23 protein-coding genes are annotated in these 22789 nt (G+C 74.9%); 14 read left to right on the top strand and 9 right to left on the bottom strand.

The features are described 5' to 3' along the window. The first annotated feature begins 46 nt into the window (after positions 1-46). The gene (locus AC6CH6_RS09940) at positions 47-457 is read left to right on the top strand and encodes a hypothetical protein (RefSeq protein ID WP_498255018.1); all 411 of its coding nucleotides are present in this window, start codon (positions 47-49) and stop codon (positions 455-457) included. A 54-nt stretch (positions 458-511) separates the two neighbouring features. On the opposite strand, the gene AC6CH6_RS09935 is transcribed toward AC6CH6_RS09940, so the two are convergent. From AC6CH6_RS09935 to AC6CH6_RS09915, 5 genes are all read right to left on the bottom strand, one after another. Further along, a complete protein-coding gene (locus AC6CH6_RS09935) occupies positions 512-775 on the bottom strand; it encodes a helix-turn-helix domain-containing protein (protein ID WP_368796220.1) in 264 nt (87 codons plus the stop codon). 53 nt (positions 776-828) lie between these two features. After that, entirely contained in the window at positions 829-1494 is a 666-nt protein-coding gene (locus AC6CH6_RS09930) for a response regulator (protein WP_017834353.1), read from the bottom strand. After that, complete coding sequence (locus tag AC6CH6_RS09925; protein ID WP_498255017.1) at positions 1491-3290, bottom strand: sensor histidine kinase; 1800 nt, start codon at positions 3288-3290, stop codon at positions 1491-1493. The genes AC6CH6_RS09930 and AC6CH6_RS09925 overlap by 4 nt, the downstream gene beginning before the upstream one ends. Before the next feature lie 112 nt (positions 3291-3402). After that, a complete protein-coding gene (gene serB / locus AC6CH6_RS09920) occupies positions 3403-4332 on the bottom strand; it encodes a phosphoserine phosphatase SerB (RefSeq protein WP_498255016.1) in 930 nt (309 codons plus the stop codon). A gap of 46 nt (positions 4333-4378) precedes the next feature. Then, a complete protein-coding gene (locus tag AC6CH6_RS09915) occupies positions 4379-5077 on the bottom strand; it encodes a FadR/GntR family transcriptional regulator (protein ID WP_498255015.1) in 699 nt (232 codons plus the stop codon). 206 nt (positions 5078-5283) lie between these two features. Here AC6CH6_RS09915 and AC6CH6_RS09910 point away from each other — a divergent pair, with 206 nt between their 5' ends. The 12 genes from AC6CH6_RS09910 (at position 5284) to AC6CH6_RS09855 (ending at position 17777) form a co-directional block, all read left to right on the top strand. Further along, a complete protein-coding gene (locus AC6CH6_RS09910; RefSeq protein ID WP_133410094.1) occupies positions 5284-6666 on the top strand; it encodes an SLC13 family permease in 1383 nt (460 codons plus the stop codon). A 53-nt stretch (positions 6667-6719) separates the two neighbouring features. Next, positions 6720-8012, top strand: coding sequence for a CaiB/BaiF CoA transferase family protein (locus AC6CH6_RS09905; protein ID WP_498255014.1), 1293 nt, complete (start codon positions 6720-6722; stop codon positions 8010-8012). Beyond that, on the top strand, positions 8009-8932 hold the full coding sequence (locus AC6CH6_RS09900) for an enoyl-CoA hydratase/isomerase family protein (protein WP_498255013.1): 924 nt from the start codon (positions 8009-8011) through the stop codon (positions 8930-8932). The genes AC6CH6_RS09905 and AC6CH6_RS09900 overlap by 4 nt, the downstream gene beginning before the upstream one ends. Positions 8933-8992: 60 nt before the next feature. Further along, positions 8993-9778 carry an ABC transporter ATP-binding protein gene (locus tag AC6CH6_RS09895; protein ID WP_031283465.1) on the top strand — a complete coding sequence of 262 codons (786 nt, stop codon included), beginning with the start codon at positions 8993-8995 and terminating at the stop codon, positions 9776-9778. A 9-nt stretch (positions 9779-9787) separates the two neighbouring features. Further along, positions 9788-10657, top strand: a complete 870-nt coding sequence (locus AC6CH6_RS09890; RefSeq protein WP_498255187.1) for a sulfite exporter TauE/SafE family protein — start codon at positions 9788-9790, stop codon at positions 10655-10657. 117 nt (positions 10658-10774) lie between these two features. Continuing rightward, on the top strand, positions 10775-11578 hold the full coding sequence (locus AC6CH6_RS09885) for a TrmH family RNA methyltransferase (RefSeq protein ID WP_498255186.1): 804 nt from the start codon (positions 10775-10777) through the stop codon (positions 11576-11578). Positions 11579-11744: 166 nt separating this feature from the next. Next, on the top strand, positions 11745-12314 hold the full coding sequence (locus tag AC6CH6_RS09880; protein ID WP_498255012.1) for an AMIN-like domain-containing (lipo)protein: 570 nt from the start codon (positions 11745-11747) through the stop codon (positions 12312-12314). Positions 12315-12471: 157 nt separating this feature from the next. Next, entirely contained in the window at positions 12472-13026 is a 555-nt protein-coding gene (locus tag AC6CH6_RS09875) for an AMIN-like domain-containing (lipo)protein (RefSeq protein ID WP_498255011.1), read from the top strand. Between the two features lie 227 nt (positions 13027-13253). Next, complete coding sequence (locus AC6CH6_RS09870; protein WP_017834341.1) at positions 13254-13514, top strand: type B 50S ribosomal protein L31; 261 nt, start codon at positions 13254-13256, stop codon at positions 13512-13514. 133 nt (positions 13515-13647) lie between these two features. Continuing rightward, a complete protein-coding gene (gene lplAB / locus AC6CH6_RS09865) occupies positions 13648-14712 on the top strand; it encodes a lipoate-protein ligase LplAB (protein WP_498255010.1) in 1065 nt (354 codons plus the stop codon). A gap of 141 nt (positions 14713-14853) precedes the next feature. Then, complete coding sequence (locus AC6CH6_RS09860) at positions 14854-15906, top strand: LCP family protein (RefSeq protein WP_498255009.1); 1053 nt, start codon at positions 14854-14856, stop codon at positions 15904-15906. A gap of 101 nt (positions 15907-16007) precedes the next feature. Then, positions 16008-17777 carry a glycosyltransferase gene (locus AC6CH6_RS09855; RefSeq protein ID WP_498255008.1) on the top strand — a complete coding sequence of 590 codons (1770 nt, stop codon included), beginning with the start codon at positions 16008-16010 and terminating at the stop codon, positions 17775-17777. Positions 17778-17790: 13 nt separating this feature from the next. Here AC6CH6_RS09855 and AC6CH6_RS09850 read toward each other — a convergent pair whose 3' ends face one another. The 3 genes from AC6CH6_RS09850 to AC6CH6_RS09840 form a co-directional block, all read right to left on the bottom strand. Then, on the bottom strand, positions 17791-18681 hold the full coding sequence (locus AC6CH6_RS09850; protein WP_133410388.1) for an oxygenase MpaB family protein: 891 nt from the start codon (positions 18679-18681) through the stop codon (positions 17791-17793). Positions 18682-18824: 143 nt separating this feature from the next. Continuing rightward, the gene (locus AC6CH6_RS09845) at positions 18825-19499 is read right to left on the bottom strand and encodes a hypothetical protein (RefSeq protein ID WP_498255007.1); all 675 of its coding nucleotides are present in this window, start codon (positions 19497-19499) and stop codon (positions 18825-18827) included. Between the two features lie 181 nt (positions 19500-19680). Beyond that, positions 19681-20382: an SDR family NAD(P)-dependent oxidoreductase gene (locus tag AC6CH6_RS09840; RefSeq protein WP_419967122.1), complete on the bottom strand. Its 702-nt coding sequence runs from the start codon at positions 20380-20382 to the stop codon at positions 19681-19683. Between the two features lie 222 nt (positions 20383-20604). Here AC6CH6_RS09840 and AC6CH6_RS09835 point away from each other — a divergent pair, with 222 nt between their 5' ends. Then, positions 20605-21999, top strand: a complete 1395-nt coding sequence (locus AC6CH6_RS09835) for an aldehyde dehydrogenase family protein (protein ID WP_498255006.1) — start codon at positions 20605-20607, stop codon at positions 21997-21999. 81 nt (positions 22000-22080) lie between these two features. Here the strand turns inward: AC6CH6_RS09835 and AC6CH6_RS09830 are convergent, their stop codons facing one another. Beyond that, complete coding sequence (locus AC6CH6_RS09830; RefSeq protein WP_498255005.1) at positions 22081-22788, bottom strand: AfsR/SARP family transcriptional regulator; 708 nt, start codon at positions 22786-22788, stop codon at positions 22081-22083. Position 22789 lies beyond the last annotated feature (1 nt).

Genomic DNA, 22789 nt, shown 5'->3' with positions numbered 1-22789 from the left:
GGTGGCGCCCGCCCTCGTTGCTTCCGCACACATACACTGCATGCCTGTGACCACCACTGTCCTGACCCCCGACCTCGTGCTCCAGGCCGCCGAGGAGGCCCTCGACCGGGCCCGGCGCAGCTACGCCCGGAAGCTGCTGCGCATGGTGGCCGCCGAACTGAGGCGCCGGCACCCCGACGCGGTGCGCCTGGACGTGCTCGGTCACGACGGTGACCAGGAGTTCTTCGTCGACGCCCTGCGCGACGCCGCGGGCGACTACGTCTGGGGCGACCCGGGCCGGGTCGTGGTGGTGCGCGAGACGGCCGACGACGAGCTCGGCGGCACCGTCACGGTCGCCGCGCGGGACGTGCGCGAGCTCGTGGGCCGCGCCCTGGACGCCTACGACGGACCGCTGGAGCGGCTGCTGCACCACGACGAGCAGAGCGACACCTACTGGCTGGACCTGACCGCGCCCTGACCGGCCCCGGACCGTCCCGGCCGGGCCGCGGCGACCGTGCCCGGGCGGTGCGGATCACTCCTCGTAGGGGGGCCACAGGCTGACCCCCAGCCGCACCTCGAGGCGGGCGATCGTGTACCCGTCCGGCCAGACGTGCCCGTCCAGGATCCGGGACAGCGCCGTGTGGTCCACACCGGTGAGCGCCCCGAGCTCCCGCAGCGTCCGGGACCCCGCGGCCGCCCGCAGGTTCAGCGCGAACAGCCTCGCCCGCTCCGCCACCGGGTCGCCGCAGATCTCGTCCGGCCAGGAGAGACACTGGTCCTGTGGTTCCGGTCGCACCCTGCTCGCCATGGCGGGCAGTCTAGGGACCGGCCCTGAGCATGAACCTGGGATCAGGAGGCCGCGGGCCCGTAGCGGTGCTCCGGGCGGCCGGTGCTCCCGTAGCGGAGCTGGATCTCGACCGACCCGTCCTCGGCCAGTGCGGAGAGGTAGCGCTGGGCGGTGGCCCGGGAGATGCCGACCTTCCGGGCGATCTCCGCGGCCGAGAGGGGCACCCCGGCCTCCAGGGCCGCCAGGACCGAGCCCTCCGTCGCGGACCGGGTGCGCTCGCCGGGGGAGGCGGTCTCGCCCGGGTGCAGGGCGTGCAGGGCGCGGTCCACGGTCTCCTGCGTCAGCGCGTCCCGGTCGGTGAGCAGCCGGCGGTACCGGGCGTAGGCCCGCAGGGTGCGCGCCAGCCGCTCGTTCGGGAACGGCTTGATGAGGTAGGCGAGCGCGCCGCGGCGGACGGCGGTCCGCACGGAGGCCGGGTCGGCCGCCGCGGTGAGCATGATGACGTCCACGTCGAGGGCCCGCAGCAGGTCCAGGCCGAGCGCGTCGGGCAGGTAGACGTCCAGCAGCACGAGGTCGGGCTGGTGGGCGTGGACGGTGCGCATCGCCTGCTCGGCGGTGCCCACGGGGGTCAGCGCCGTGAAGCCCGGCACGGCGTTGACGAAGCCGGCGTGCAGCCGTCCCACGTGGAAGTCGTCGTCGACCACGAGGACCACCAGGTCGTCGCTCATCCTGCACCTCCTGATCTGCCGGCGGACCGGTCGCCGCCGACGTCGGCCCCGGGCCCGGGGTCGCGGACCACGGTACCGGGCAGGCGCGCGCAGAAGACGGCTCCGGGCCCGCCGGGGCGTCCGGGATCGGCCACCCACACCTCCCCGCCGCGCCGGCGGGCCAGCTCCCGGCTCAGGGACAGGCCGAAGCCCTGGCCGTGGACGTCGGGCAGCACGGCGAACGGTTCTCCGCCCCCGTCCCCGGATCCGCCGGAGGGAACGGCGGTGGACCAGCCCTGGGCGAAGATCGGCTCGGGGTCCGCCACGGGGAGCCCGTCGCCGGAGTCGGCCACGACGAGGTGCAGGGTGCCCTCCCCGCCGGTCCAGTCGTCGAGCAGCTCGACCTCGACCCAGCGGTCTCCCGCCGCGCCCTGGACGGCGGCGCGGACGGCGTTGTCCACGAGGCTGCCGATCACGGTGGTGACGTCCTGCGGGTCCGTGATGCGGCCGCGGACGAGGGTGTCGGCGCCGATGCGCAGGCTCACGCCGCGCTCGGCGGCCTCGACGCTCTTGGCCCCCAGGAACGCCTGCAGGTAGGGGTCACGCAGCAGCTGTGCCCCCTCGGCGGGGTAGCTGAGGGGGCCGGTCTCGGTCACCTCGGCCACGTACCGGCGGGCCTCCTCGGCGTCGCCGATCGCGAGCAGCCCCGCGATGGTGTGCAGGCGGTTGGCGAACTCGTGCCGCTGGGCGCGCAGGGCGGTGCTGAGGGCGCCGACGGCGTCGAGCTGGCGGGTCAGGGACTGCAGCTCGGTGCGGTCCCGGACCAGGACCACCCAGCCCAGCGGGGGCAGGCCCGGGCGGTCGGGCCGGACGGCGCGGGCGGAGAGGATCAGCACGTGCCGGCCGACGACCTGCTCCACGGCCGGAGACGCGGGGGTCGCCGCGGCGAGCAGCGCCGAGAAGGACGCCGGCAGGCCCGCCTCGGCCAGCGGGGTCCCCACGAGCCGGGCGGGCTCCGCCACGCCCAGCAGCCGTCCCGCCTCGGCGTTGACCACGGTGATGCGGTGCTCGGGCGAGATGCCGATGACGCCTTCGTCGACCCCGCGCAGCACCGCCTCTTGGTCCTGGGCGAGCGTGGCGATCTCCTCGGGCTCCAGGCCGAGGGTGAGGCGCTTGAGCCGGCGCGCGATCGCCGCGGAGGCGGCCGCGCCGAGGCCGAGGGCGCCCACGGCGGTGGCGGCCACGGGGGTGATGTCCTCCCGCAGGGTGGCGAGCATGTCCGTGCGGGAGATCCCCACGCTGACGGCGCCCACCACGGCGGCGTCCGTTCCCGGGGCGTACACCGGGACCTTGGCCCGGGCGGAGCGCCCCAGGGTGCCGCGCTCCTGGCTCGTGACCTCCCGCCCGGCCAGGGCCTCGGTGGGGTCCGTGCTGACGGGCCGGCCCAGCTGCTCGGGATTGGGGTGGGAGAGCCGCAGCCCGGTGTCGTCGGTGATCACCACGAAGAGGGAGTCCGTGCGGTCGCGGACCTCCTCCGCGGCGGTCTGCAGGGCGCCTCCGGACAGCACCTCCGGGTCGAGGTCCGCGGGACCGGCGTCGAGCAGGTCCGCCACGCCCGCGCGGACGTCGTCGTCGGCGGCGACCGACCGGGCGATGGACAGCGCCTGGCGCTCGGCGTCGCGGCCCAGCCGCTCGTAGGTCAGCCAGCCGTAGACGCCCCCGCACAGGGCGACGACGAGGGTCACCACGGCGAGGTGCAGCAGCATCATCCGGGCCAGGAAGCCGGGGCGCTGCCGGGGCGCACCGGGTGCCGTCACTGTCTCTCCTCGGGGCCGGGCGTGGTCTCGTGCTCGAGGGCCGCGCGTGCTGCATCCCACTCTACGACCCGGGTCGGCCGCCGGGAGCGGGGTCCCGGCGGGGGGCGGGGGATCAGAGGTCGGCGAAGAACCGGACCGCGTCGAGGTTCGGCAGGTTGACCTGGGCGTCGGCGGCCGCGCGCAGGGCGGGCTTGGCGTTGTAGGCCACGCCGAGCCCGGCGGCCGTGAGCATGTCGAGGTCGTTGGCGCCGTCGCCCACGGCGATGACGTCCTCGGGGGCGACGTCGAGCTCCTCGGCCCAGGTCCGCAGGCACCGCTCCTTGACGGTGCGGTCCACGACCTCGCCGAGCACCCTGCCGGTGAGCGTGCCGTCGACGACCTCGAGGGTGTTGGCCGCGTGCCGGGTGAGCCGAAGCTGCTCGGCGAGCGGGGTGAGGACGCCCAGGAAGCCGCCGGAGACCGCCGCCACGGCGTGCCCCTCCCGCAGGAAGGCCTTGACGAGCACGTCCGCGCCGGGGGAGAGCCGGACCGCGGCCAGGACCTCGTCGAGCACGGACGCGGGCAGCCCGGCGAGGGTCTCGACGCGCGCGAGCAGGGACTCGGCGAAGTCCAGCTCCCCGAGCATGGCCGCCCGGGTCACGGCGGCGACCTCGGCCTCGCGCCCCGCGTGGGCGGCGAGCATGTCCACGACCTCCTGCTGGATGAGCGTGGAGTCGACGTCCATGATGAGCAGCTTCTTGCGCCCGGGCTCGAAGAGGGTGGTCGGCACCACGTTGACGTCCACGCCCGGCAGCATCTGGGTCAGCGGGTCGGGGCGCAGGGCGGCGAGCAGGGCGGTCGCGTCGGAGCCGTGCACGAGCGCGGTGAAGGCGTTGTAGCCGGGGACCTCCGAGTCCGGCCCGGCCGAACCGGGGCCGGTGACCCGCACCGTGGAGAAGCGCTCGACCTCGGCGCCGGCGTCCTGCACCAGGGTGAGGATGCGCTCACGGGCCTCCGGGTCCGGATTCTGGGCAAACGCGATGACGGCGAGGTCGGTGGTCATGTGTGCCAGCTTATCGGCAGGCGCGGGCAACGGCCGACCGGGGCTCTCACTCGGGGCGGAGCACCGCGACGTCGGAGACGAGTTCGATGTGCTCGGCCATCGCGCGGGCCGCCCGCTCGGGCTCCCGGTCGCGGATGGCGTCCACGATCGTCCGGTGGGACTCCAGGGACCGTTCGGGGCGGCCCTGCTGGCTCAGGGACTCGATGCGGGTCTCCCGCACGAGTCCGGAGATCTCGGTCATCATCCGCGCCAGGACCGAGGAGTGGGCGGCGGCGGTGACCGCGGCGTGGAACAGCTCGTCGCCCTCCAGCCCGCGGCCGCCGCCGGCGATGTCCTGCGCCATGAGCGCCAGGGCGTGCTCGATGGCGGACAGGTCCTCGGGGGTGCGACGGGCCGCGGCCAGGGCGGCGATCTTGGTCTCCACGGCGCTGCGGGCGTCGACGATGTCCGGCAGCCGATCGGCGTGCTCGCGCAGTCCCCGCAGCACCACGGCGCTGGAGGGCCGGTAGCGCAGCACCGCCCCGTTGCCGTGCTGCACGTCGATCACCCCGAGCACCTCCAGGGCCACCAGGGCCTGGGCGACGGTGGCCCGGGAGACGCCCAGGCTGTCGGCGAGGTCCCGCTCCGGCGGGAGCCGGTCGCCGATCTCGAGCCGGTCCTGGATGACGTGGTCCAGCAGCCGCTCCACCACCTGCTCGTAGAGCCGAGGGCGTTCCACCCGGTCGATCCTGCTGGGCCCTGCCATGTCCGTCCTCCCCGGTCGCACGGCGCCGGGGCGTCCCGGCGGCGCGGCACCTCGCGGCGACTGCTGCCTCCCATGCTAGCCCAACGATTGACAAGGACCCCTAGTGTCCTATTGGCTAGTCCAAAACTGGCGGTGTGATCCACACCACTGTTCCCGCAGGAGCTTCACCCTCACCGGCGGGACCGTCCTGATCCGAAGGAAGACCCATGGGCCCAGAAGTGCTCTCCATCATCATCCTGGCCGCGATGTTCGTCGTGGCCACCGTCCTGCCCGTCAACATGGGGGCGCTGGCCTTCGTGGGCGCGTTCGTCCTGGGGGTGTTCGTCCTCGGGATGGACACCGACCAGATCCTCGAGGCGTTCCCCGGCGGGCTGTTCCTCACCATCGTGGGGGTGACCTATCTGTTCGCCATCGCCCAGAAGAACGGCACCGTGGACCTGCTCGTGCAGGCGGCGGTGAAACTGGTGGGCAGCCGGGTCGCGCTGATCCCGTGGATCATGTTCTTCATCACCGCCGTGATCACCGCCGTGGGCGCCCTGTCCCCGGCCGCCGTGGCGATCATCGCCCCGATCGCGCTGAGCTTCGCCGCCAAGTACAAGATCAATCCCCTGATGATGGGCATGATGGTCATCCACGGCGCCCAGGGCGGCGGCTTCTCGCCGATCTCCGTCTACGGAGTGACCGTCAACGGCATCGTCGCCGGGGCCGGCCTGGACGTCAGCCCCATCGCGGTGTTCCTCTCCAGCCTGGTCTTCAACCTGCTGATCGCCGTGGGCCTGTTCGTGACCCTCGGCGGGCGCGGCCTCGTCTCGGCCCGCGCCGAGGACTTCGTGGAGCGGGCCTCCGAGGCCCGCCTGTCCCGCAGCCGGGTCGCCGCCGGGCACGCCGGGGACCGGGACGTGGACTTCAAGGGCTTCGGCTCGGGCATGTACGGTCCCCGTGACCCGGCCGGATCCTCCGAGCCCCCGGTCCGGCGCGAGGGCAGGGACGGACTGCTCCCGCAGGCCGCCACCATCCTGGGCCTGGTCGTGCTGGCCGTCGTCGCCCTGGGCTTCGGCGTGGACGTGGGCTTCGTGGCCATCACCGTCGCCGTCGTCCTGGCCCTGGTCTCCCCGAAGGCGCAGAAGGGCGCGGTCAACAAGATCGACTGGTCCACCGTGCTCCTGCTCGGCGGCATGCTCACCTTCGTCGGCGTGCTGCAGGAGGCGGGCACCATCGAGTACGTCTCCAACGGCGTGGCCGGGCTGGGGATGCCGCTGCTGGCGGCGCTGCTGATCTGCTACATCGGCGCCGTCGTCTCCGCCTTCGCCTCCTCGACCGCCATCCTCGCCGCGCTCATCCCCCTGGCCGTGCCCTTCCTGCTCGCGGGCGAGGTCGGGGCCACCGGGCTGATCTGCGCCCTGGCCGTTTCCTCGACCATCGTCGACGTCTCCCCGTTCTCCACCAACGGCGCGCTCGTGCTGGCCAACGCGCCCGCCGACGTGGACCGCGACGTCTTCTACAAGAAGATCCTCGTCTACGCCACCGGCGTGGTCGTCATCGGCCCGCTGCTGGTCTGGGCCGTGATGGTCGCCCCCGGCTGGCTGTAGCCCGCCGCCCCGCCCCGCCGATGCCCACCGACCCGATCCCGGAGGAACCCGCCATGACCGACATCCAGCCCGCCACCGGCACCCCGCCCCGCACCGCCCCCCAGGAGCCCTCGCCGTCCGGCGGCCCCCTGGCCGGCACCCTCGTCGTGGACCTGTCCCGGGCCCTCGCCGGCCCGCACGCGGCCATGATGCTCGCCGACCTGGGCGCGCGGGTCGTCAAGATCGAGAGCCCCGGCACGGGCGACGACACCCGCGGGTGGGGCCCGCCCTTCGTGGGACCCGAGGACGACCCGCAGGCCACGTACTTCCTGTCCTGCAACCGCAACAAGGAGTCCGTGGCCCTGGACCTCAAGTCCGACGACGGCGGGCAGGTGCTCCGGGCGCTCGTGGAGCGCGCCGACGTCCTGGTGGAGAACTTCCGGCCCGGGGTGCTGGACCGGCTCGGCTTCTCCGTCGAGGAGCTGCACCGCCTGAACCCCCGCCTGGTGGTGCTCTCCATCACCGGCTTCGGCCACGACGGACCGGAGTCCCGGCGCTCCGGCTACGACCAGATCGTCCAGGGGGAGGCCGGGCTCATGTCGCTCACCGGGTCCGGCCCGGACGACCCCCAGCGGGTGGGCGTGCCCATCGCCGACCTGCTGGCCGGGATGAACGGCGCCTACGGCGTGCTGGCCGCCCTCTACGAGCGCGAGCGCACCGGGGCCGGGAAGGTCGTGCGCACCTCCCTGCTGTCCTCGGTGGTCGGGGTGCACGCCTTCCAGGGCACCCGCGCCACCGTGGCCCACGAGGTGCCGCGGGCCCAGGGCAACCACCACCCCTCCATCGCGCCCTACGGCCTGTTCGCCTGCCGCGGCGGGAAGGTGCAGATCAGCGTGGGCAGCGAGAAGCTGTGGCGCACCTTCGCCGGGGCCTTCGGGATCGACCCCGACCGGCCGGAGTTCGCGACCAACGCCGACCGCGTCCGCAACCGACCGGCCGTGATCGCCGCCGTCGAGGAGGCCTTCGCCGTGCACGGTCCCGAGGAGCTGCTGGAGCTGCTGGCCGGGATCGGCATCCCGGCCGGGAAGGTCCGGACCCTGGACGAGGTCTACGCCTGGGAACAGGTGCGCTCGCAGGGGCTGGTCGTGGGCGTCGACCACGAGGTCCTCGGTCCCGTCGAGCTGCCCGGACCCGCGGTGCGGTTCTTCGCCCCCGGCGACACGGACGAGACGACACGGCGGATGCACGCCGCCCCGCCCGTGCTCGACCAGCACGGTGCCTCCGTCCGCGACTGGCTCGCGAGCACCGCGACCGGGGCCGGTCCGACCGGGAACACCACCGATCCGAAGGCGGAGGCCCTCCGATGACCGCTCAGCCCCTCCCCGAGATGTCCACAGGCGCACTGGAGGTCCGGCGGGAAGGCCCCGTGGCCTGGGTGGTCCTCGACCGCCCCGACCGGCGCAACGCCCTGTCCCCGGCCATGTGGGCGGCCCTGCCGGGCGTGCTGGAGAAGCTCGACGCCGACCCCGGCGTGCGGGTGATCGGTGTGCGCGGAGCGGGCGGGGTGTTCTCCGCCGGGGCCGACATCGCCGAGGTGTTCGAGTGCCTGGGGGAGCCCGGCACCGGTCTGCCCCGCGGCGGGCTGCTCACCGAGGCCGAGGCGGCCCTGGCCGCGGTGCACAAGCCCACCGTGGCCGCCCTGGAGGGCTACTGCATGGGCGGGGCCTGGATGCTGGCCGGTGCCTGCGACCTGCGCATCGCCACGGCCTCCCTGCGCATCGGACTGACCCCGGCCCGGATCGGCATCGTGTTCCCGGCCTCCGGGATCCGGCGCCTGGTCCGCCTGGTGGGCCCCGGCACGGCCTCCTACCTGCTGCTCACCGGCGACACCGTCACCGCCGCCGACGCCGAGCGGTGGGGCATGCTCACCCGCGTGGTGGAGGACGCCGGCTTCGAGACGGCCCTGGAGCAGCTGGTCACGGACCTGGCGGGGCGGTCCCAGCTCTCCGTGCAGGCCCACAAGCACCTGATCGGGCGCGCCTCCCCGGACGAGGGCGAGGCCGCCGAGCTCGGCGCGGACGAGGTGTCGGAGGCCCTGTTCCGGGAGGTCCTCGACGGACCCGACGCCCGCATCGGGCAGCGGGCGTTCCTGGCCAAGGAGACGCCCCGCTTCCGCTGGGCCGGGGAGGACTTCTGGGCCGCCCGCTCCGGCGCCGCCGGGAAGGGCCGGGAGCACCGCGCGTCGATCATCCGTGGGCGGTGGCCGCGCCGCTCCGCCCGTCCCTGACGGGGTGCGCGCCGCACCGGCACGCCGGTGCGCCGCTCCGCGTGTCCTAGAGTGGCGGGTATGAGTGCTGTGGTGGAGATGGTGGACGTCAGCGTGGTCCGCGGACAGAAGACCCTGCTGGATTCCGTGGACTGGGTCGTCAACGAGGGCGAGCGCTGGGTCATCCTGGGCCCCAACGGCGCCGGCAAGACCACCCTGCTGTCCATCGCGGCCGCCCGCCTGCACCCGTCCCGGGGCATGGTCGACATCCTGGACGAGATCCTCGGCGCGGTGGACGTGTTCGAGCTGCGCCCCCGCATCGGGCTGACCTCCGCCGTGCTCGCCACCCAGATCCCCGACGCCGAGTCCGTGCGCAACTGCGTGGTCACCGCCGCGTACGGGGTGACGGGGCGGTGGATCGAGAGCTACGACGACGCCGACGAGGCCCAAGCGCAGGAGCTCATGGCCGCGTGGGGGATCGAGCACCTGGCGGAGCGCCGCTTCGGCTCGCTCTCGGAGGGGGAGCGCAAGCGCGTCCTGATCGCCCGCGCCCTGATGACCGACCCCGAGCTGCTGCTGCTCGACGAGCCCGCCGCCGGCCTGGACGTGGGCGGGCGGGAGGACCTGGTGGCCCGGCTGGACGAGCTGGCCCGCGACGGGGCGTCCCCGGCGATCGTCATGGTCACCCACCACCTCGAAGAGGTGCCCGACGCCTTCACCCACGCGCTGCTGCTGCGCGAGGGCCGGGTGGTGGCCGCGGGCCCCGTCCGCACCGTCATGACGCAGAAGAACCTCTCCGAGACCTTCGGCCTCCCGCTGAAGCTGGTGAAGGTCGGCAACCGCTTCGCCGCGTTCGGCCGGTCCTGACCCGACGTGGTGCCCGACACGCTCGCCGCCCTCACCGCGGACTTCCCGTTCGAGTGGTGGCAGGCCGCCCTCATCCTGCTCGCCGGCGTCGCCGCAGGACTGATCAACACCATCGTCGGCTCCGGCACCCTCGTCACCTTCCCCGTGCTCGTGACCATGGGCGTCCCGCCCGTGACCGCGTCCATGTCCAACGCGATGGGCCTGATCGCCGGCAACCTCACCGGCGCCTGGAACTACCGCCACGAGCTCGCGAGCGTGGAGCGGACCCTGCTCAAGCTCATCCCCTGCTCCGCGCTGGGCGGGGTGATCGGCGCGTGGCTGCTGCTGCACCTGCCCGAGGAGGTCTTCGGCTACGCCGCGCCGGGGCTGATCGTCGTCGCCCTCCTGTTCGTGGTCTTCCAGCCGCGGCTCCAGGCACTCGTGCGCCGGCGCAAGGACGAACAGGCGGAGGCCGCCGCCGCGGCGGCCCGGGCCCGGGGGGAGACCCCCCGCACCCTCGACCCGGACCGCGCCCCGCAGCCCGCGTCCCTGTACGTCCTGGTGTTCCTGGCCGGGATCTACGGCGGGTACTTCGTGGCCGCCCAGGGCGTGCTGCTGCTCGGCATCCTGGGCGTGTTCCTGCTCGCCTCGCTGCAGGCCGCCAACGCCGTCAAGGTGGTGCTGGTGGCGGCGGTGAACATCGTCGCCGCCGTGTCCTACATCCTCTTCGCGTTCGACCGGATCAACTGGTGGGTGGTGCTGCTCATCGCCCTCAGCTCCACGGTGGGCGCCTGGGCGGGGGCCAAGATCGGCCGCCGGCTCTCCCCGGTCCTGCTGCGCACCGTGATCGTGGTGCTCGGCGTCGTGGCCCTCGTGAGCCTCGTGTCCCAGCTGCTCTGAGACCGGCCGGGCCCCGGACAGGCTCCGGCTACCATTCGGGGCGGACCCTGTCCGCGGCCCCGACCCGCCCGCCACGAACCCCGACCCCGAAGAGACCCCGTGACCGACCTCCCCCAGATGATCCGCCTCGACAGCGCCGACGACCCCCGGGTCGCCGACTACGCCCGCCTGACCGACGTCCGGCTGCGGCGCAAGCTCGAGCCCGAGCGCGGCATGTACATCGCCGAGTCCTCCAAGGTGCTCCGCCGGGCGCTCGCGGCCGGGCACACCCCCCGGTCCTTCTTCATGGCGGAGAAGTGGCTGGAGGACCTCGCGGACGTCCTCGCCCAGTACCCGGACGTGCCCCTGTACGTCGGCCCGGACGAGGTGCTCGAGCAGATCACCGGCTTCCACCTGCACCGCGGGGCGATCGCGGCCATGCAGCGCCCGGAGCCGGTGGAGCTGGAGCGGCTCCTGGCGTCGTCGCACCGGGTGGCGGTCCTCGAGGACATCGTCGACCACACGAACGTGGGGGCGATCTTCCGCTCCGCCGCCGCGCTGGACGTCGACGCCGTGCTCGTCACCCCGCGCTGCGCCGACCCCCTGTACCGGCGCTCCATCCGGGTCTCCATGGGCACCGTGTTCCAGGTCCCGTGGACCCGGCTGCAGCACTGGACGGCCGACCTGCAGCGGATCAAGGACGCGGGCTTCACCACGGCGGCGCTCGCCCTGAGCGACGACTCGATCACCCTCCAGGAGCTGTCCGCGCGCCGCGACGAGCGGCTCGCCCTGGTCCTCGGCACCGAGGGGGACGGGCTGAGCGCCGCCACCGTCCACCACGCGGACCTCACCGTGCGGATCCCGATGTCCCACGGCGTGGACTCCCTCAACGTCGCCGCCGCCTCGGCCGTGGCCTTCTGGGAGACCCGGCCCGGCCGGTAGCCCTCCGGGTGCGCCGCCACGAACCCAGCGCACGGTCACGATGCGGCCGCACGGTCACGATTCGGCCGTCGAACCGGCGCTGACGTGCGTCGACGGGGCGCACCGCGCGAGATGATGGGGACACACGGTCGCGCCGCCGGGCGCGACGAGGAGCAGGGGGTGCGTCATGCAGAAGGTGCTCGCGTGGGTCTCCGCCGCCGGGCTGGCCCTCGGTCCCGCGCTGCTCGCCCCGACCGCGGCAGCCGCCGCCCCCGGGTGCAGCACCGACTGGGGCACGGAGGCGGAGTACCAGGCGCCGTCGATGGTGCCGCACGAGACGGCGCACCCGCTCAGCGTCCGCGCCGGCCAGGACGAGTGCTGGGACCGGCTGGTCGTCGAGCTGGAGGGCGACTTCCAGGGCTACGTCGTGGGCTACGTCGACGAGCTCCGCGGCATCGGCTCGGGCCTGCCGATCCCGTCGCGCGGGGACGCGGCCCTGGCCATCAGCTTCGAGGCCCAGGCCTACGGGGAGCTGGACGGCACGGACTTCCGGATCTTCTACGGCCCGCACGACGCCGACGAGGTCTGGGACGTCAGCGGGTTTCAGGCGTTCCGGCAGGTCCTGTGGCAGGGCAGCTTCGAGGGACGGACGGCCATGGGACTGGGTGTGCGCGAGGAGCTGCCGTTCCGGGTCCTCGTGCTGGACGGACCCGACGACTGGACCCGGCTCGTGGTGGACATCGCGCACGCGCCGTGATCGGCGCGTCCCGGCAGATCACGGTTCGGGCGTCGATCACGGTGCGACCAGTGCTGTTGGCAAGTGCGAAGACTATCCTGGAGGGGTCTGCGAGGCCCGGTCCTTCCAACCGCGGCACCAGCCGGCGGCCGGGCGCAGAGGAACGATCGGGTGTGTCATGAAGAAGGTGATCTCGTGGCTGGCGGCAGTGGTGCTGGCCATGGGGCTGGGGCTCATCGTCCCCGGCAGCGCGAACGCCGCGGCCCCGTACTGCGGCATCACGTGGGGATCGGGGGCCAAGGCCCGCAGCGGTGAGGCGACCACGCCCCGCTATCCCCACGTCACGGACGTCCGGGCGGGGCAGCACCGCTGCTTCGACCGGATGGTGATCGACCTCGATGGCAGGCTGCGGGGCTACGACGTGCGCTACGCGCGCTTCACGGGCATCGGCTCCGGCGACCCCATCCCCCTGCGGGGGACGGACCTGGTGATCACGGCCAACGCCCCCGCCTACGACGGCAGGGGCAGGCCCACCTACGAGTTCGACGACCGGCGGGAGCTCGTGGACGTCGCCGGCTACCGCACGTTCCGCCAGATCGCGTGGGGCGGCAGCTACGAGGCCCGGACCTCGGTCGGCCTCGGCGTGCGCGCCCGGCTGCCGTTCCGGGTGTTCGTCCTCGACGGGCCGGGCCGGGGATCGCGGCTCGTCGTGGACGTCGCCCACCGGTGGTGAGGCGCCCGCGGCCCGGGCGCAGGGGCGCGGGGGGAACGGCACGCACCGGGCCCCTCGCGCCGCGGGACGGCGGGTGATTTTCCACCGGCGATCCGGTACGCTGAACCGCTGGTGCCCGATGCCCCCGCCCTTCCCGGACGGTGCGGACGGACGACGACGGCGCACCGCCCACCGAGCGAAATTGTGGCTGGCAAAATCCAGGCACCGACGACAAAGGTTTGTACCCCATGAAGACTGACATCCACCCGGACTACCACCCGGTCCTCTTCCGCGACCTGGCCTCCGGCAAGACGATCCTGACCCGTTCCACCGCCACCTCGAAGAAGACCGAGACGTGGGAGGACGGCAACGAGTACCCGATCATCGAGGTCGAGATCTCCTCGGAGTCCCACCCGTTCTACACCGGCAAGCAGCGCATCATGGACTCCGCCGGCCGCGTGGAGCGCTTCAACGCCCGCTTCAAGAACTTCGGCAAGTCCAGCAGCTGATCTCCGTCCCGCTCGCGGGGCCCCGCACGATCGCCCGCAGGCCCGGACCGCACCGGTCCGGGCCTGCGCCGTGCCCGGGGTCCCCGGCGTAGGCTGACCCGGGACCACCGGCACGGACGAGGGAAGGACGCGGATGGCGCAGGAGCGGCGGCACGGGGAGTACAAGGTGCTGGGCGGCAAGCTCGTGGTCGCGGACCTGGACGTGGTCGACGGGCGGCTGGCTGACGTCTCCGTGAACGGGGACTTCTTCCTCGAGCCCGACGAGGCCCTCGAGGACATCAACGCGGCGCTCACCGGGCTCAGCGAGCACGCCTCCCCGCAGGAGATCGTCGCGGCGGTCGAGGCGGCCCTCGCGCCCGACGTCGTGCTGTTCGGCTTCTCCCCGCAGGCGATCGCCACCGCGGTCCGCCGGGCGCTGGCCCACGCCACGACGTGGGACGACCACGCGTGGGAGGTCATCCCGCCCACCGTCCGCCCCACCCTGGAGAACCTGGCGCTCGACGAGGTCCTCGCCCGCGAGGTGGGCGCGGGCCGGCGCCCGCCCGCCCTGCGCCTGTGGGACTGGGAGGAGCCGTCCGTGGTGATCGGATCCTTCCAGTCCCTGCGCAACGAGGTGGACGCGGAGGGCGCCCGGCGGCACGGCGTCTCCGTGGTGCGCCGCGTCTCCGGGGGCGGGGCCATGTTCATGGAGGCGGGCAACTGCATCACCTACTCGCTGTACCTGCCGCAGACGCTCGTGGACGGACTCAGCTTCTCGGAGTCCTACCCGTTCCTCGACCAGTGGGTCATGCAGGCGTTCCAGGAGATGGGCCTGGAGGCGTTCTACGTCCCGCTCAACGACATCGCCACCGAGCACGGCAAGATCGGCGGAGCGGCGCAGAAGCGCTTCGCGGGCGGCGGGATGGTCCACCACGTGACCATGAGCTACGACATCGACGCGCAGAAGATGACCGAGGTCCTGCGGATCGGCAAGGAGAAGCTCTCCGACAAGGGGCACCGCTCGGCCAAGAAGCGCGTGGACCCGCTGCGCCGGCAGACCGGCATGGCCCGCGCCGACGTCGTGGACAAGCTCGTGGAGGTCTTCGCGGGCCGCTACGGCGCCGCGGAGGGCGCCGTCCGGGACGCCGAGATCGCCGCCGCCCGCGAGCTCGTGCGCACCAAGTTCGCCACCCCGGAGTGGATCGCCCGGGTGCCCTGACCCGCCCGTGCCCCTCCTCCGCCCCGGCTCTCCCAGCGACCTCCGGGCGACCTCCGAGCAGCGGCGGCCTAGCATGGGCGCACCGGCCGGGACAGGCGCCGCGACCGGCGTCCGCCCGACCCACCGAACGGGGAGCCTCCGATGACCGTCCACGACCGCGAATCCGCCCGCGACGCCGACCGTGGTGCCGAGCGCGCGGCGGCCGCGCCGCGCCGCCGCCCGGTGCGGCGCGTGCTGCTGGTGCTCCTGGGTCTCGTGCTGGTCCTCGCCCTGGTGGCCGCCGCGTTCGTCTGGAACCTGGGACGGACCTTCGACGCCCGCAAGCAGGTCGTGGACGACGCGTTCCCCGCCGAGAGCGGGCGCCCCGCCGCGGGCTCCGCCCAGGACCGGGGCACCACCGTGCTGCTGCTCGGCGCCGACAGCCAGCCCGGCGGGCGGGCGGACGTGGGCGTCGAGGGGGCGCGGGCGGACACCATCATGCTGGTGCACCTCCCCGAGGACGGCGGCGAGGCCTACATCATCTCCGTGCTGCGGGACACGTGGGTGCCGATCCCCGGGGTGGGGGAGGCGAAGATCAACGCCGCCCTCGACCTCGGCGGCGTCCCGCTGATGGTGGGGACGGTCGAGAACCTCTTCGGCACCCGGGTCGACCAGGTCGCCGAGGTGGACTTCGCCGGCTTCCAGGCCCTCACCGACGCCCTCGGCGGCGTGACCGTCGACGTGCCCCAGGACTTCGTGTCCAACGAGGGCATGACCTTCGAGCAGGGCCCCGAGCACATGGACGGGGAACGGGCGCTCGAGTTCGTCCGGGAGCGCAAGGCCTTCGAGGACGGGGACTTCCAGCGGGTGGAGAACCAGCGCAACTACGTCCAGGCCGCTCTCGAGCGGCTGCTCGGCCCGCAGACGCTGCTCAACCCGGTCCGGCTGCACACCGTGGTCAGCGACTTCTCGCCCTACCTGACGGTCAGCGAGGGGCTCGACGCGGCGTGGATCGCCGGGCTCGCCCCCGACCTGGCCGGTCTCTCCGCCGGGGACCTGCAGATGACCACGGCCCCCGACCAGGGCCTCGGCGTGTCCCCGGACGGGCAGTCCGTGGTCCTGCCGGACCTCGAGGCGATGGCGGGCATCGGCACGGCCGTCGCGGCGGACGATCTGGGCCCATATCTTGCTACCCTGAACCCTGACGATCAGTAGTTCCCCACCGGCCCCCGACCCGGCGAGGAACGTCTTCCCCCCGCCCGCAGCACGCCCCGTGATCGACCGGGACGGCCCCTCTTGACCCCCGCGAGAAGGCCATGCCGCACACTCCCCGCCCCTTCAGTCCGGACGACGAGCCCGAGGCCTTCTGGCTGCCCGCGGCCCGGGCCCTCCCCGCCGGCGCGGCGCGACCCGCCGCCCGCGCCCTGCTGCGCAGTCCCTGGCCCGAGGCCGGGGCCGCCGTGGCCCGCACCCTGGGCCCGGACCCGCGCGCGGAGCGGCAGCTCGAGCGCCGGCTCGGCCGGGCCCGCCGCCGGCGTCCCGCGCCGGGCGCGGCCCGCCGTCTCGCCGAGGCCGCCCTGTCCGCGGGCCGCGTGGCCGAGGCGGACCGGTTCCTCGCGCTGGTGCCGCCCGGCACCAGCGACCTCGCCGGCACACGGGCCCGCCGGCACCGCCACGTCGGCCGGATCTCGGAGGCCGTGGTCGAGCTCCGGCGCGCCGTGGCCGCCGGGCGTGCCACGCCGGGGGAGCGCCGCCGGCTGCTCCACTACGAGGACGACCTGCGGCTGCTCTCCGGCTGGCGGCCCGCGCTCACCCCGGTGGTCGGCTACCGGCCGGAGGCCGCCTCCGTGCTGCACGTGCTGGCCGAGGCCCCGCCGCGCGCCCGGGGCCGCCGCGCCCCGCGCCACCACTCCCTGCTGTCCGCGACCGTGGCCCAGGGCTGGGCCGTGACCGCCGTGACCCGCCCCGGTCCCGTGCCCGCCGACGGCCGGTCGCACGGGCCGTCGCCCGTGGTGCTCGACGGCGTCACCTACCACCGGATCCTGCCCGCCCGCCGCGCGCTGCTGCCCACGGCCCAACTGCAGCAGGAGGCGCAGGCCCTGCTCGCACTGGCCCTGCGCGCCCGGCCCGCCGTGCTGCACACGACGAGCCGCCCCGGCAACGGCCTCGTGACCCGCGCGGTGGCCGAGGCCCTGGGCATCCCGTGGGTCTACGAGGTGCGCGAGCTGCCGGCCGACCGGTGGGCGGCCTCCCGTCCCGCCGAGGCCGCCACGAGCGAGCGCCACCGGCTCGACTGCGCCCGGGAGGCCGAGGCCCTGGCCGCCGCGGCCGACGTGGTGGCCACGAGCCGCGCGATGGGCGAGCGGGTGCGGGCGCTGACGCGGACCCTGCCGGCCGGCCCGGTCCCGGTCCGCGTGGCGCCCCCCGCCGTGGACGGCCCCTACCTGGCGGATCCCCGCCCCCTGCGGGAGGCGCGCCGGGTCCTCGGCCTGCCGGAGACGGCCCGGGTGGTGGGCGCGGTCGCGGACCTGGTGGAGCACGAGGGCCTCGACGACCTCCTGCGCGCCGCGGCCCTCGTGCGCGCCGACGTGCCGGAGCTGCTCGTGGTGGTCGTGGGCGAGGGCCCGGCGCGGCGGGAGCTCGAGCGGCTGGCCGCGGAGCTCGGCCTGGGCGGCCGGGTCCGCTTCACGGGGCGGGTCCCGGACGAGCAGGTCGTGCAGTACCACCAGGCGTTCGACGTGTTCGTGGTCGCCCGCAAGGACCGCCCGGTCACCCGGGCCGCGGCCCCGACCGAGTCCGTCGAGGCCCTGGCCACCGGGACCCCCGTGGTCGCCTCGCGGCTGCCGGTGCTCGCCGAGACCGTGGCCGACGGCATCACCGGGATGCTCACGCCGCCGGAGGAGCCCGAGACCCTCGCCACCGTCCTGCGGATGATGCTCGAGTGCCCCGCCGTGCGCCGCTGCCTCGGCGGCGAGGGGCGGCGCCGGGTCGTGCCGGGACGGACCTGGCACGGCGTGGCCGCGGCGGCCGCGGAGGCCTACGACCACGTCACCGGGCGCGCCGGGACCGAGGAGGCCTCGGCCTGAGCGCGGTGCGGACTCAGAGCAGGCCAAGGCGAGCGAGGCGGCGGCGTGCGGCCGCCTCGCTCGGCCCCGTCTCCCCGAGGGCGTGGCCGACCACCGCCAGGGTGAGCCCGGCGGCGCTGCGCGTGGGCAGCGGCACGGGGCCCAGCCGCGGACGCTCGAGACCGAGCAGGTCCAACCGGTCCCCGGGCAGCGAGTCCACGACGGCGGCGAACAGGGCCCGGTAGCCCGGCAGCAGCACCGGGTCCAGGGGAGGGCGGCGCAGGAACGCCACGACGTCGTCCACCCGCGGGCCTCCGGCGAGGCGGGGGCCGAAGGACCGGAGGCGCTCGTCCAGCTCGGCCTCGGAGCGCGGCGGCCGCTCCACGCCCATCAGCCGGCCCGCCACGGCCCACTCCCGCACGTAGGCGTCCGGCCCGCCCGGGATCGGCCCGCCCCACCGCTGGTGGGAGCGCAGGAACGCGTCCGTGAACGCCAGGTGGACCCACTCGGCGAGCTCGGGGTCGTTCGCGCAGTACGGGCGCCGCACGCCGTCGGCCCCGGTGTAGGTGCCGCGCACGCCGTCGTGGATCCGGCGGACGTGCGCCGAGGCCCGGTGCGCGGCGGTGGTGTCCCCGTAGGTGACGGTGAAGATCCACCGGATGGTCCCGGCGAGGCGCCCCAGGGGGTCGTTCCGGTAGTCCGAGTGCTCGACGACGCCGGCCAGCGCCCCCGGGTGCAGGGCCTGGGTGAGCAGGGCGCGCACGCCCGCGGGGATGGTCGCCATCGACCCGTGCACGGCCCACACCGCCGAACCGGGCCGGAAGTGCCCGGCGTCCTGGCCGTCGGCCAGCGCCAGCTCCCACTCCGGCACCCGGTCCGCCTGCCCGGCGAAGGTCGTGCGCAGCCTGTCCTGCAGCGGCGCCATCAGTCCCACGTCGAGCCCCTTCCGTCCCGGTGACCGGTCGGACCCATCATGGCCGCCGCCTCCGACATCCGCGGCGGCGCGCCGGGCAGGACCGCGCCCGGATCCGCCACCGGGGCGGGGCCGCACCGGACAGGACCGGGAGTTCAGGGCCGTTCGGAGCCCCCGGGGACCAGTCCGGCCAGGGGCCCGCCCCGGAGGAAGCGCACGAGGGCGGGGGAGCGGGTCACCACCGTCTCCTGGTAGCGGCCCGGCAGCTCGGGGTCCTTGCCGATGACCAGCTGCTCGACGTCGTCGTCCAGGAACATCGCCATGGTGCCCCGCAGCAGCTCCAGCACCGCGTCGTCGCCGAGCATGGCGCGCACGGCGCCGGGCAGCCGGACGGTGCGCGCGCCGTCGAGGACCAGGTCGGCGAAGTCGGGGGTGTCGCCCTCCGACCACCGGGCCGTGGACGCGGCGGCGACCGCCCCGACGGCCTCGACCGCAAGGGTCACGACGATGGTCGCCTCCGTCAGCGCCGTCCGGACGTCCTCCGCGCGGCCCCGCTCGCGGTTCCGCCGCCAGCGGCTCGGACGGGTGCGGTCCACCACCAGGTACTCCAGCTGCAGCCTGCCTCGACAGTCCTCCAGGAAGGAGACGGTGACGGTCTCGGCGGGGCAGTCCTCCCGGACGGCGGCGTAGGCCCGGCGCAGCAGGTCCTGCAGGTCGGTGGAGCCGCGGCCGAGCGTGCGCGCCGAGAGGCGCACGGGCCGGCCGTGCTCGTCGAGGCAGCGCACCGTGATCGGGACGCGTGCCACCGTGGTGTCGAGGGGGGAGTCCACGCTGACGTCAGGCCTTCCTGTGCGGTCGGGGAGAGGTCATCAGTCTAGATGCGCAGTCATGATCTGCCCGCGCCCGACTCGTCGCCCGTTGTGGGGACAACCGTGCTCTCACCAGCGGCGACGGCCGGGCCGGACGCGTTTCCGCCGCCCGGCCCGGCCGTCCCTCCGCGCGCAGCGCCGATCAGGGCCAGGAGCCCTCCTCGGCGTGGGCGACGAACAGCTCGCGGATCTCGCACCCGCGGGGCTGGCCGAGGGCGAACAGGACGGCGTTCGCGACGTTCTCCGGATCGTTGAGCTGGGAGTCGTCCTGGGGCTTGTACTGCTCGTCCCGGTCGTCGAAGAAGTGCGTCTTCATGCCGCCGGGGATGAGCTGGGTGACACCGACCTCGCCCTTGAGCTCCGCGGCGAGAGCCTGGGTGAAGCCCAGCACCCCGAACTTGGAGGCGCAGTACGCCGTCGCGTCCGAGACGCCCTTCAGCGCCAGAGTGGAAGCCACGGTGACGACCCGCCCCCGGGACTCCCGCAGGGCGGGCAGCGCCGCACGCACCGTGGACACGGTGCCGAACAGGTTGACCTGCACGACCTTCTCCCACTCGGTGCTCGCCACGTCCTCGAGCCGGCCGCAGCGGTCGATGCCGGCCGCGGTGACGACCGCGTCCAGACCGCCGGCGGCCGCCACGGCCCGGCGCACCGTCTCGGTCACCGCGGCGGTGTCCGCCACGTCGACCTCGTAGGCGGTGACGCCCGTGAGCGTGCTGATGTCCCGGTCCAGGACGATGGGGGTGCCGCCGTTGTCGCGGACCGCCTCCGCCACGGCGGCGCCGAGCCCGGAGGCACCGCCGGTGATCAGCACCCGGCCGGGGTTGGTGGGCTGGAGACTCATGCAACTTCCTCTCTGCTGGACACGGCCGCGCCCACGGCCGGTGCCGCGGGCGGGCGTGCTGCTCCTCGTCGGAACAGGGGGCAGGCACCGCGGGTGCGGCGGCCTGGTCCCTGCTACCGTAGCCGCTCCCGAGCCGTTCATCAGTATGCTCATCAGGACGGCCCCCGGGGTGTCCGCACCCGCACGGCCGGAGGACGCCCGCCCGCACGGAGAAGGAGTTCCATGACCACCGCAGCACCCGCCACCGCCCCGACGACCGAGCTCACCGTGCAGGATCCGCGGGACGGGTCCACGGTCGGCACCCTGGCCGCCGCCACGGAGGAGGAGGTGCGGGCCGCGGTCGCGGCCGCCCGCGGCGCCGCCCGGGATTGGGCGCGGACCGCCCCCGAGGAGCGCGGGAAGGCCCTGCGCGCGGCCGCCGACCGCCTGGCCGCCCACGCCCAGGAGCTCGCCGAGCTCAACGCCCGCGAGACCGGCAAGCCCGTCGAGGAGTCCCGGGGCGGGGTCATGGCCGGGGTCGGCACGCTCCACCAGTACGCGGAGCTCGGCCCGGTGCACCGGGGCCACAGCCTGCGCGGCAGCGTGCTCGCGGCCGACTACACGGTCGCGGAGCCGCGCGGCGTCGTCGTCGCCCTCACCCCTTGGAACGACCCCGTGGCCGTGGCCGCGGGCCTGCTGGGCGCGGCGGTCGTCACCGGCAACACCGTGGTGCACAAGCCGAGCGAGCGCTGCCCCCACGTCGGGGCCCGCCTCGGGGAGATCCTCGCCGGGGCCCTGCCGGCCGGCGTGCTCGGCACCGTCACCGGCGGCGCCTCCGTGGGTCAGCTGCTCACGGCGCTGCCCGGCGTCGACGTCCTCGCCCACGTCGGCTCGACCGCCACGGGGGAGGCCATCGCCCGCGCGGCGCTCGGCACCGGCGCCCACGTGGTTCGGGAGAACGGCGGCAACGACGCCCTGGTGGTCGACGACGACGTCGACCCCGTCTGGGCCGCCGGGCAGGCCGCCCTCGGCGCGTTCGCGAACTCGGGCCAGATCTGCGTGGCGGTCGAGCGGATCTACGTCCACCGCGGCGTCGCCGAGCCGTTCCTCGAGGCGCTCGCCGAGGAGGCGCGCCGGCGCAACACCGACGGCACGCTCGCACCGCTGGTCGACGAGCGGCTGCGCGAGGAGGTCCACCGCCAGGTCGCCGAGGGCGTCGCCCAGGGGGCGGTCGTGCTCGAGGGCGCCCAGGTCCCGGAGGGCCCCGGCGCGTTCTACCCGGCCACCGTGCTGCGCGGGTGCACCCCCGCGATGACCGTGATGACCGAGGAGACGTTCGGGCCCGTGGCGCCGGTCCAGGTCGTCGACAGCTTCGACGAGGGGCTCCGGCTGGCCGCCGCCGACCGCTACGGGCTGGCCGCGACCGTGCTCACCGGCCGGATCGCCCACGCCCAGCGCGCCGTGGCCGAGCTGCCGGTGGGCACGCTCAAGGTCAACAACGTCTTCGGCGGCGCCCCGGGCGGTGCGGCGCAGCCGCGGCGGGCGTCCGGCGCGGGCTTCGGCTACGGCCCCGAGCTCCTCGACGAGATGACCCAGGTGAAGGTCGTGCACCTGGAGATGCCGCCCGCGGCCGGCTGAGCCCGGACCGCGGCGCCCGCTGGCCCGGGCCGTGGTGGCCCGGGCCGTGGTGGCCGCGGCCCGGCCCCGGGGCCCGGGTCCTCACCGCCGGCGCCGGGGCTCGAGCAGCCCCCGGACCCGGTGCGAGGGCTGCTCGCCCAGCTCCGCCGCGAGGGCCGAGCGGTACTCCTGGAACGCCCGCCGGGCCTCGGCCTCGTTGCCGAGAGCGAGGTGGGCGCGCAGCAGCAGGCGCACGGCGCTCTCGCGCAGGGGAGCGGCGTCACGGACCGTCCGGGCCAGCGCGAGGGCGTGGTGGACCTCACCGCGAGCCAGGCAGAGCTCGGCCCGCTCCTCCACGGCGTTGACGTAGAGCTCCTGCAGTCGGGCCTGCTCCTCGACCACCCAGTCGTCGTACCAGCCCGGCAGCAGCGCCACCCGGGGGCGGTCCAGCACCCAGGCGTCGTCCTGCTCGGCGGACCAGGACGCCACCGGGCGCACGACCAGCTCGAGCAGGCGGTGCAGGTCCACGTCCACCGCCCCGGAGAGCGCGAGATCGCCGCCGCCGCCTTCCAGGGCTCCCGGCACGCGCCGGGACAGGGCGAAGACGGCCGCGCGCAGGCTGCCGAGAGCGTGGTCCTCCGGGCACTCCGGCCACAGCAGGCCGGCGAGGTAGTGCCGGGACCGGGGGCCGTGGATCGCCAGCGCCGCCAGGAGCCGCTGCTGCCGCGCCCCGGTGTGCACGGGGGCGCCCTGCACGGCGAGGTCCCAGCTCCCCAGCAGGCGCAGCGTGATCGCCCTCCGCTCGCCCATG

The organism is Kocuria sp. GQ42 (assembly GCF_059758435.1).
Note: the sequence above shows the minus strand (reverse complement) of the source record. Positions and strands in the feature narration are given on the sequence as shown.

Bases quoted from the DNA above. Each gene is read 5' to 3' on its own strand.
- AC6CH6_RS09850 (WP_133410388.1), bottom strand. From the start codon at position 18,681: ATGGCGCCGCTGCAGGACAGGCTGCGCACGACCTTCGCCGGGCAGGCG.
- serB (WP_498255016.1), bottom strand. From the start codon at position 4,332: ATGACCACCGACCTCGCCGTCATCGCGTTTGCCCAGAATCCGGACCCG.
- AC6CH6_RS09930 (WP_017834353.1), bottom strand. From the start codon at position 1,494: ATGAGCGACGACCTGGTGGTCCTCGTGGTCGACGACGACTTCCACGTG.
- AC6CH6_RS09900 (WP_498255013.1), top strand. From the start codon at position 8,009: ATGACCGCTCAGCCCCTCCCCGAGATGTCCACAGGCGCACTGGAGGTC.
- AC6CH6_RS09910 (WP_133410094.1), top strand. From the start codon at position 5,284: ATGGGCCCAGAAGTGCTCTCCATCATCATCCTGGCCGCGATGTTCGTC.
- AC6CH6_RS09860 (WP_498255009.1), top strand. From the start codon at position 14,854: ATGACCGTCCACGACCGCGAATCCGCCCGCGACGCCGACCGTGGTGCC.
- AC6CH6_RS09830 (WP_498255005.1), bottom strand. From the start codon at position 22,788: ATGGGCGAGCGGAGGGCGATCACGCTGCGCCTGCTGGGGAGCTGGGAC.
- AC6CH6_RS09840 (WP_419967122.1), bottom strand. From the start codon at position 20,382: ATGAGTCTCCAGCCCACCAACCCCGGCCGGGTGCTGATCACCGGCGGT.
- AC6CH6_RS09875 (WP_498255011.1), top strand. From the start codon at position 12,472: ATGAAGAAGGTGATCTCGTGGCTGGCGGCAGTGGTGCTGGCCATGGGG.
- AC6CH6_RS09870 (WP_017834341.1), top strand. From the start codon at position 13,254: ATGAAGACTGACATCCACCCGGACTACCACCCGGTCCTCTTCCGCGAC.
- AC6CH6_RS09885 (WP_498255186.1), top strand. From the start codon at position 10,775: ATGATCCGCCTCGACAGCGCCGACGACCCCCGGGTCGCCGACTACGCC.
- AC6CH6_RS09835 (WP_498255006.1), top strand. From the start codon at position 20,605: ATGACCACCGCAGCACCCGCCACCGCCCCGACGACCGAGCTCACCGTG.
- AC6CH6_RS09855 (WP_498255008.1), top strand. From the start codon at position 16,008: ATGCCGCACACTCCCCGCCCCTTCAGTCCGGACGACGAGCCCGAGGCC.
- AC6CH6_RS09895 (WP_031283465.1), top strand. From the start codon at position 8,993: ATGAGTGCTGTGGTGGAGATGGTGGACGTCAGCGTGGTCCGCGGACAG.
- AC6CH6_RS09915 (WP_498255015.1), bottom strand. From the start codon at position 5,077: ATGGCAGGGCCCAGCAGGATCGACCGGGTGGAACGCCCTCGGCTCTAC.
- AC6CH6_RS09880 (WP_498255012.1), top strand. From the start codon at position 11,745: ATGCAGAAGGTGCTCGCGTGGGTCTCCGCCGCCGGGCTGGCCCTCGGT.
- lplAB (WP_498255010.1), top strand. From the start codon at position 13,648: ATGGCGCAGGAGCGGCGGCACGGGGAGTACAAGGTGCTGGGCGGCAAG.
- AC6CH6_RS09905 (WP_498255014.1), top strand. From the start codon at position 6,720: ATGACCGACATCCAGCCCGCCACCGGCACCCCGCCCCGCACCGCCCCC.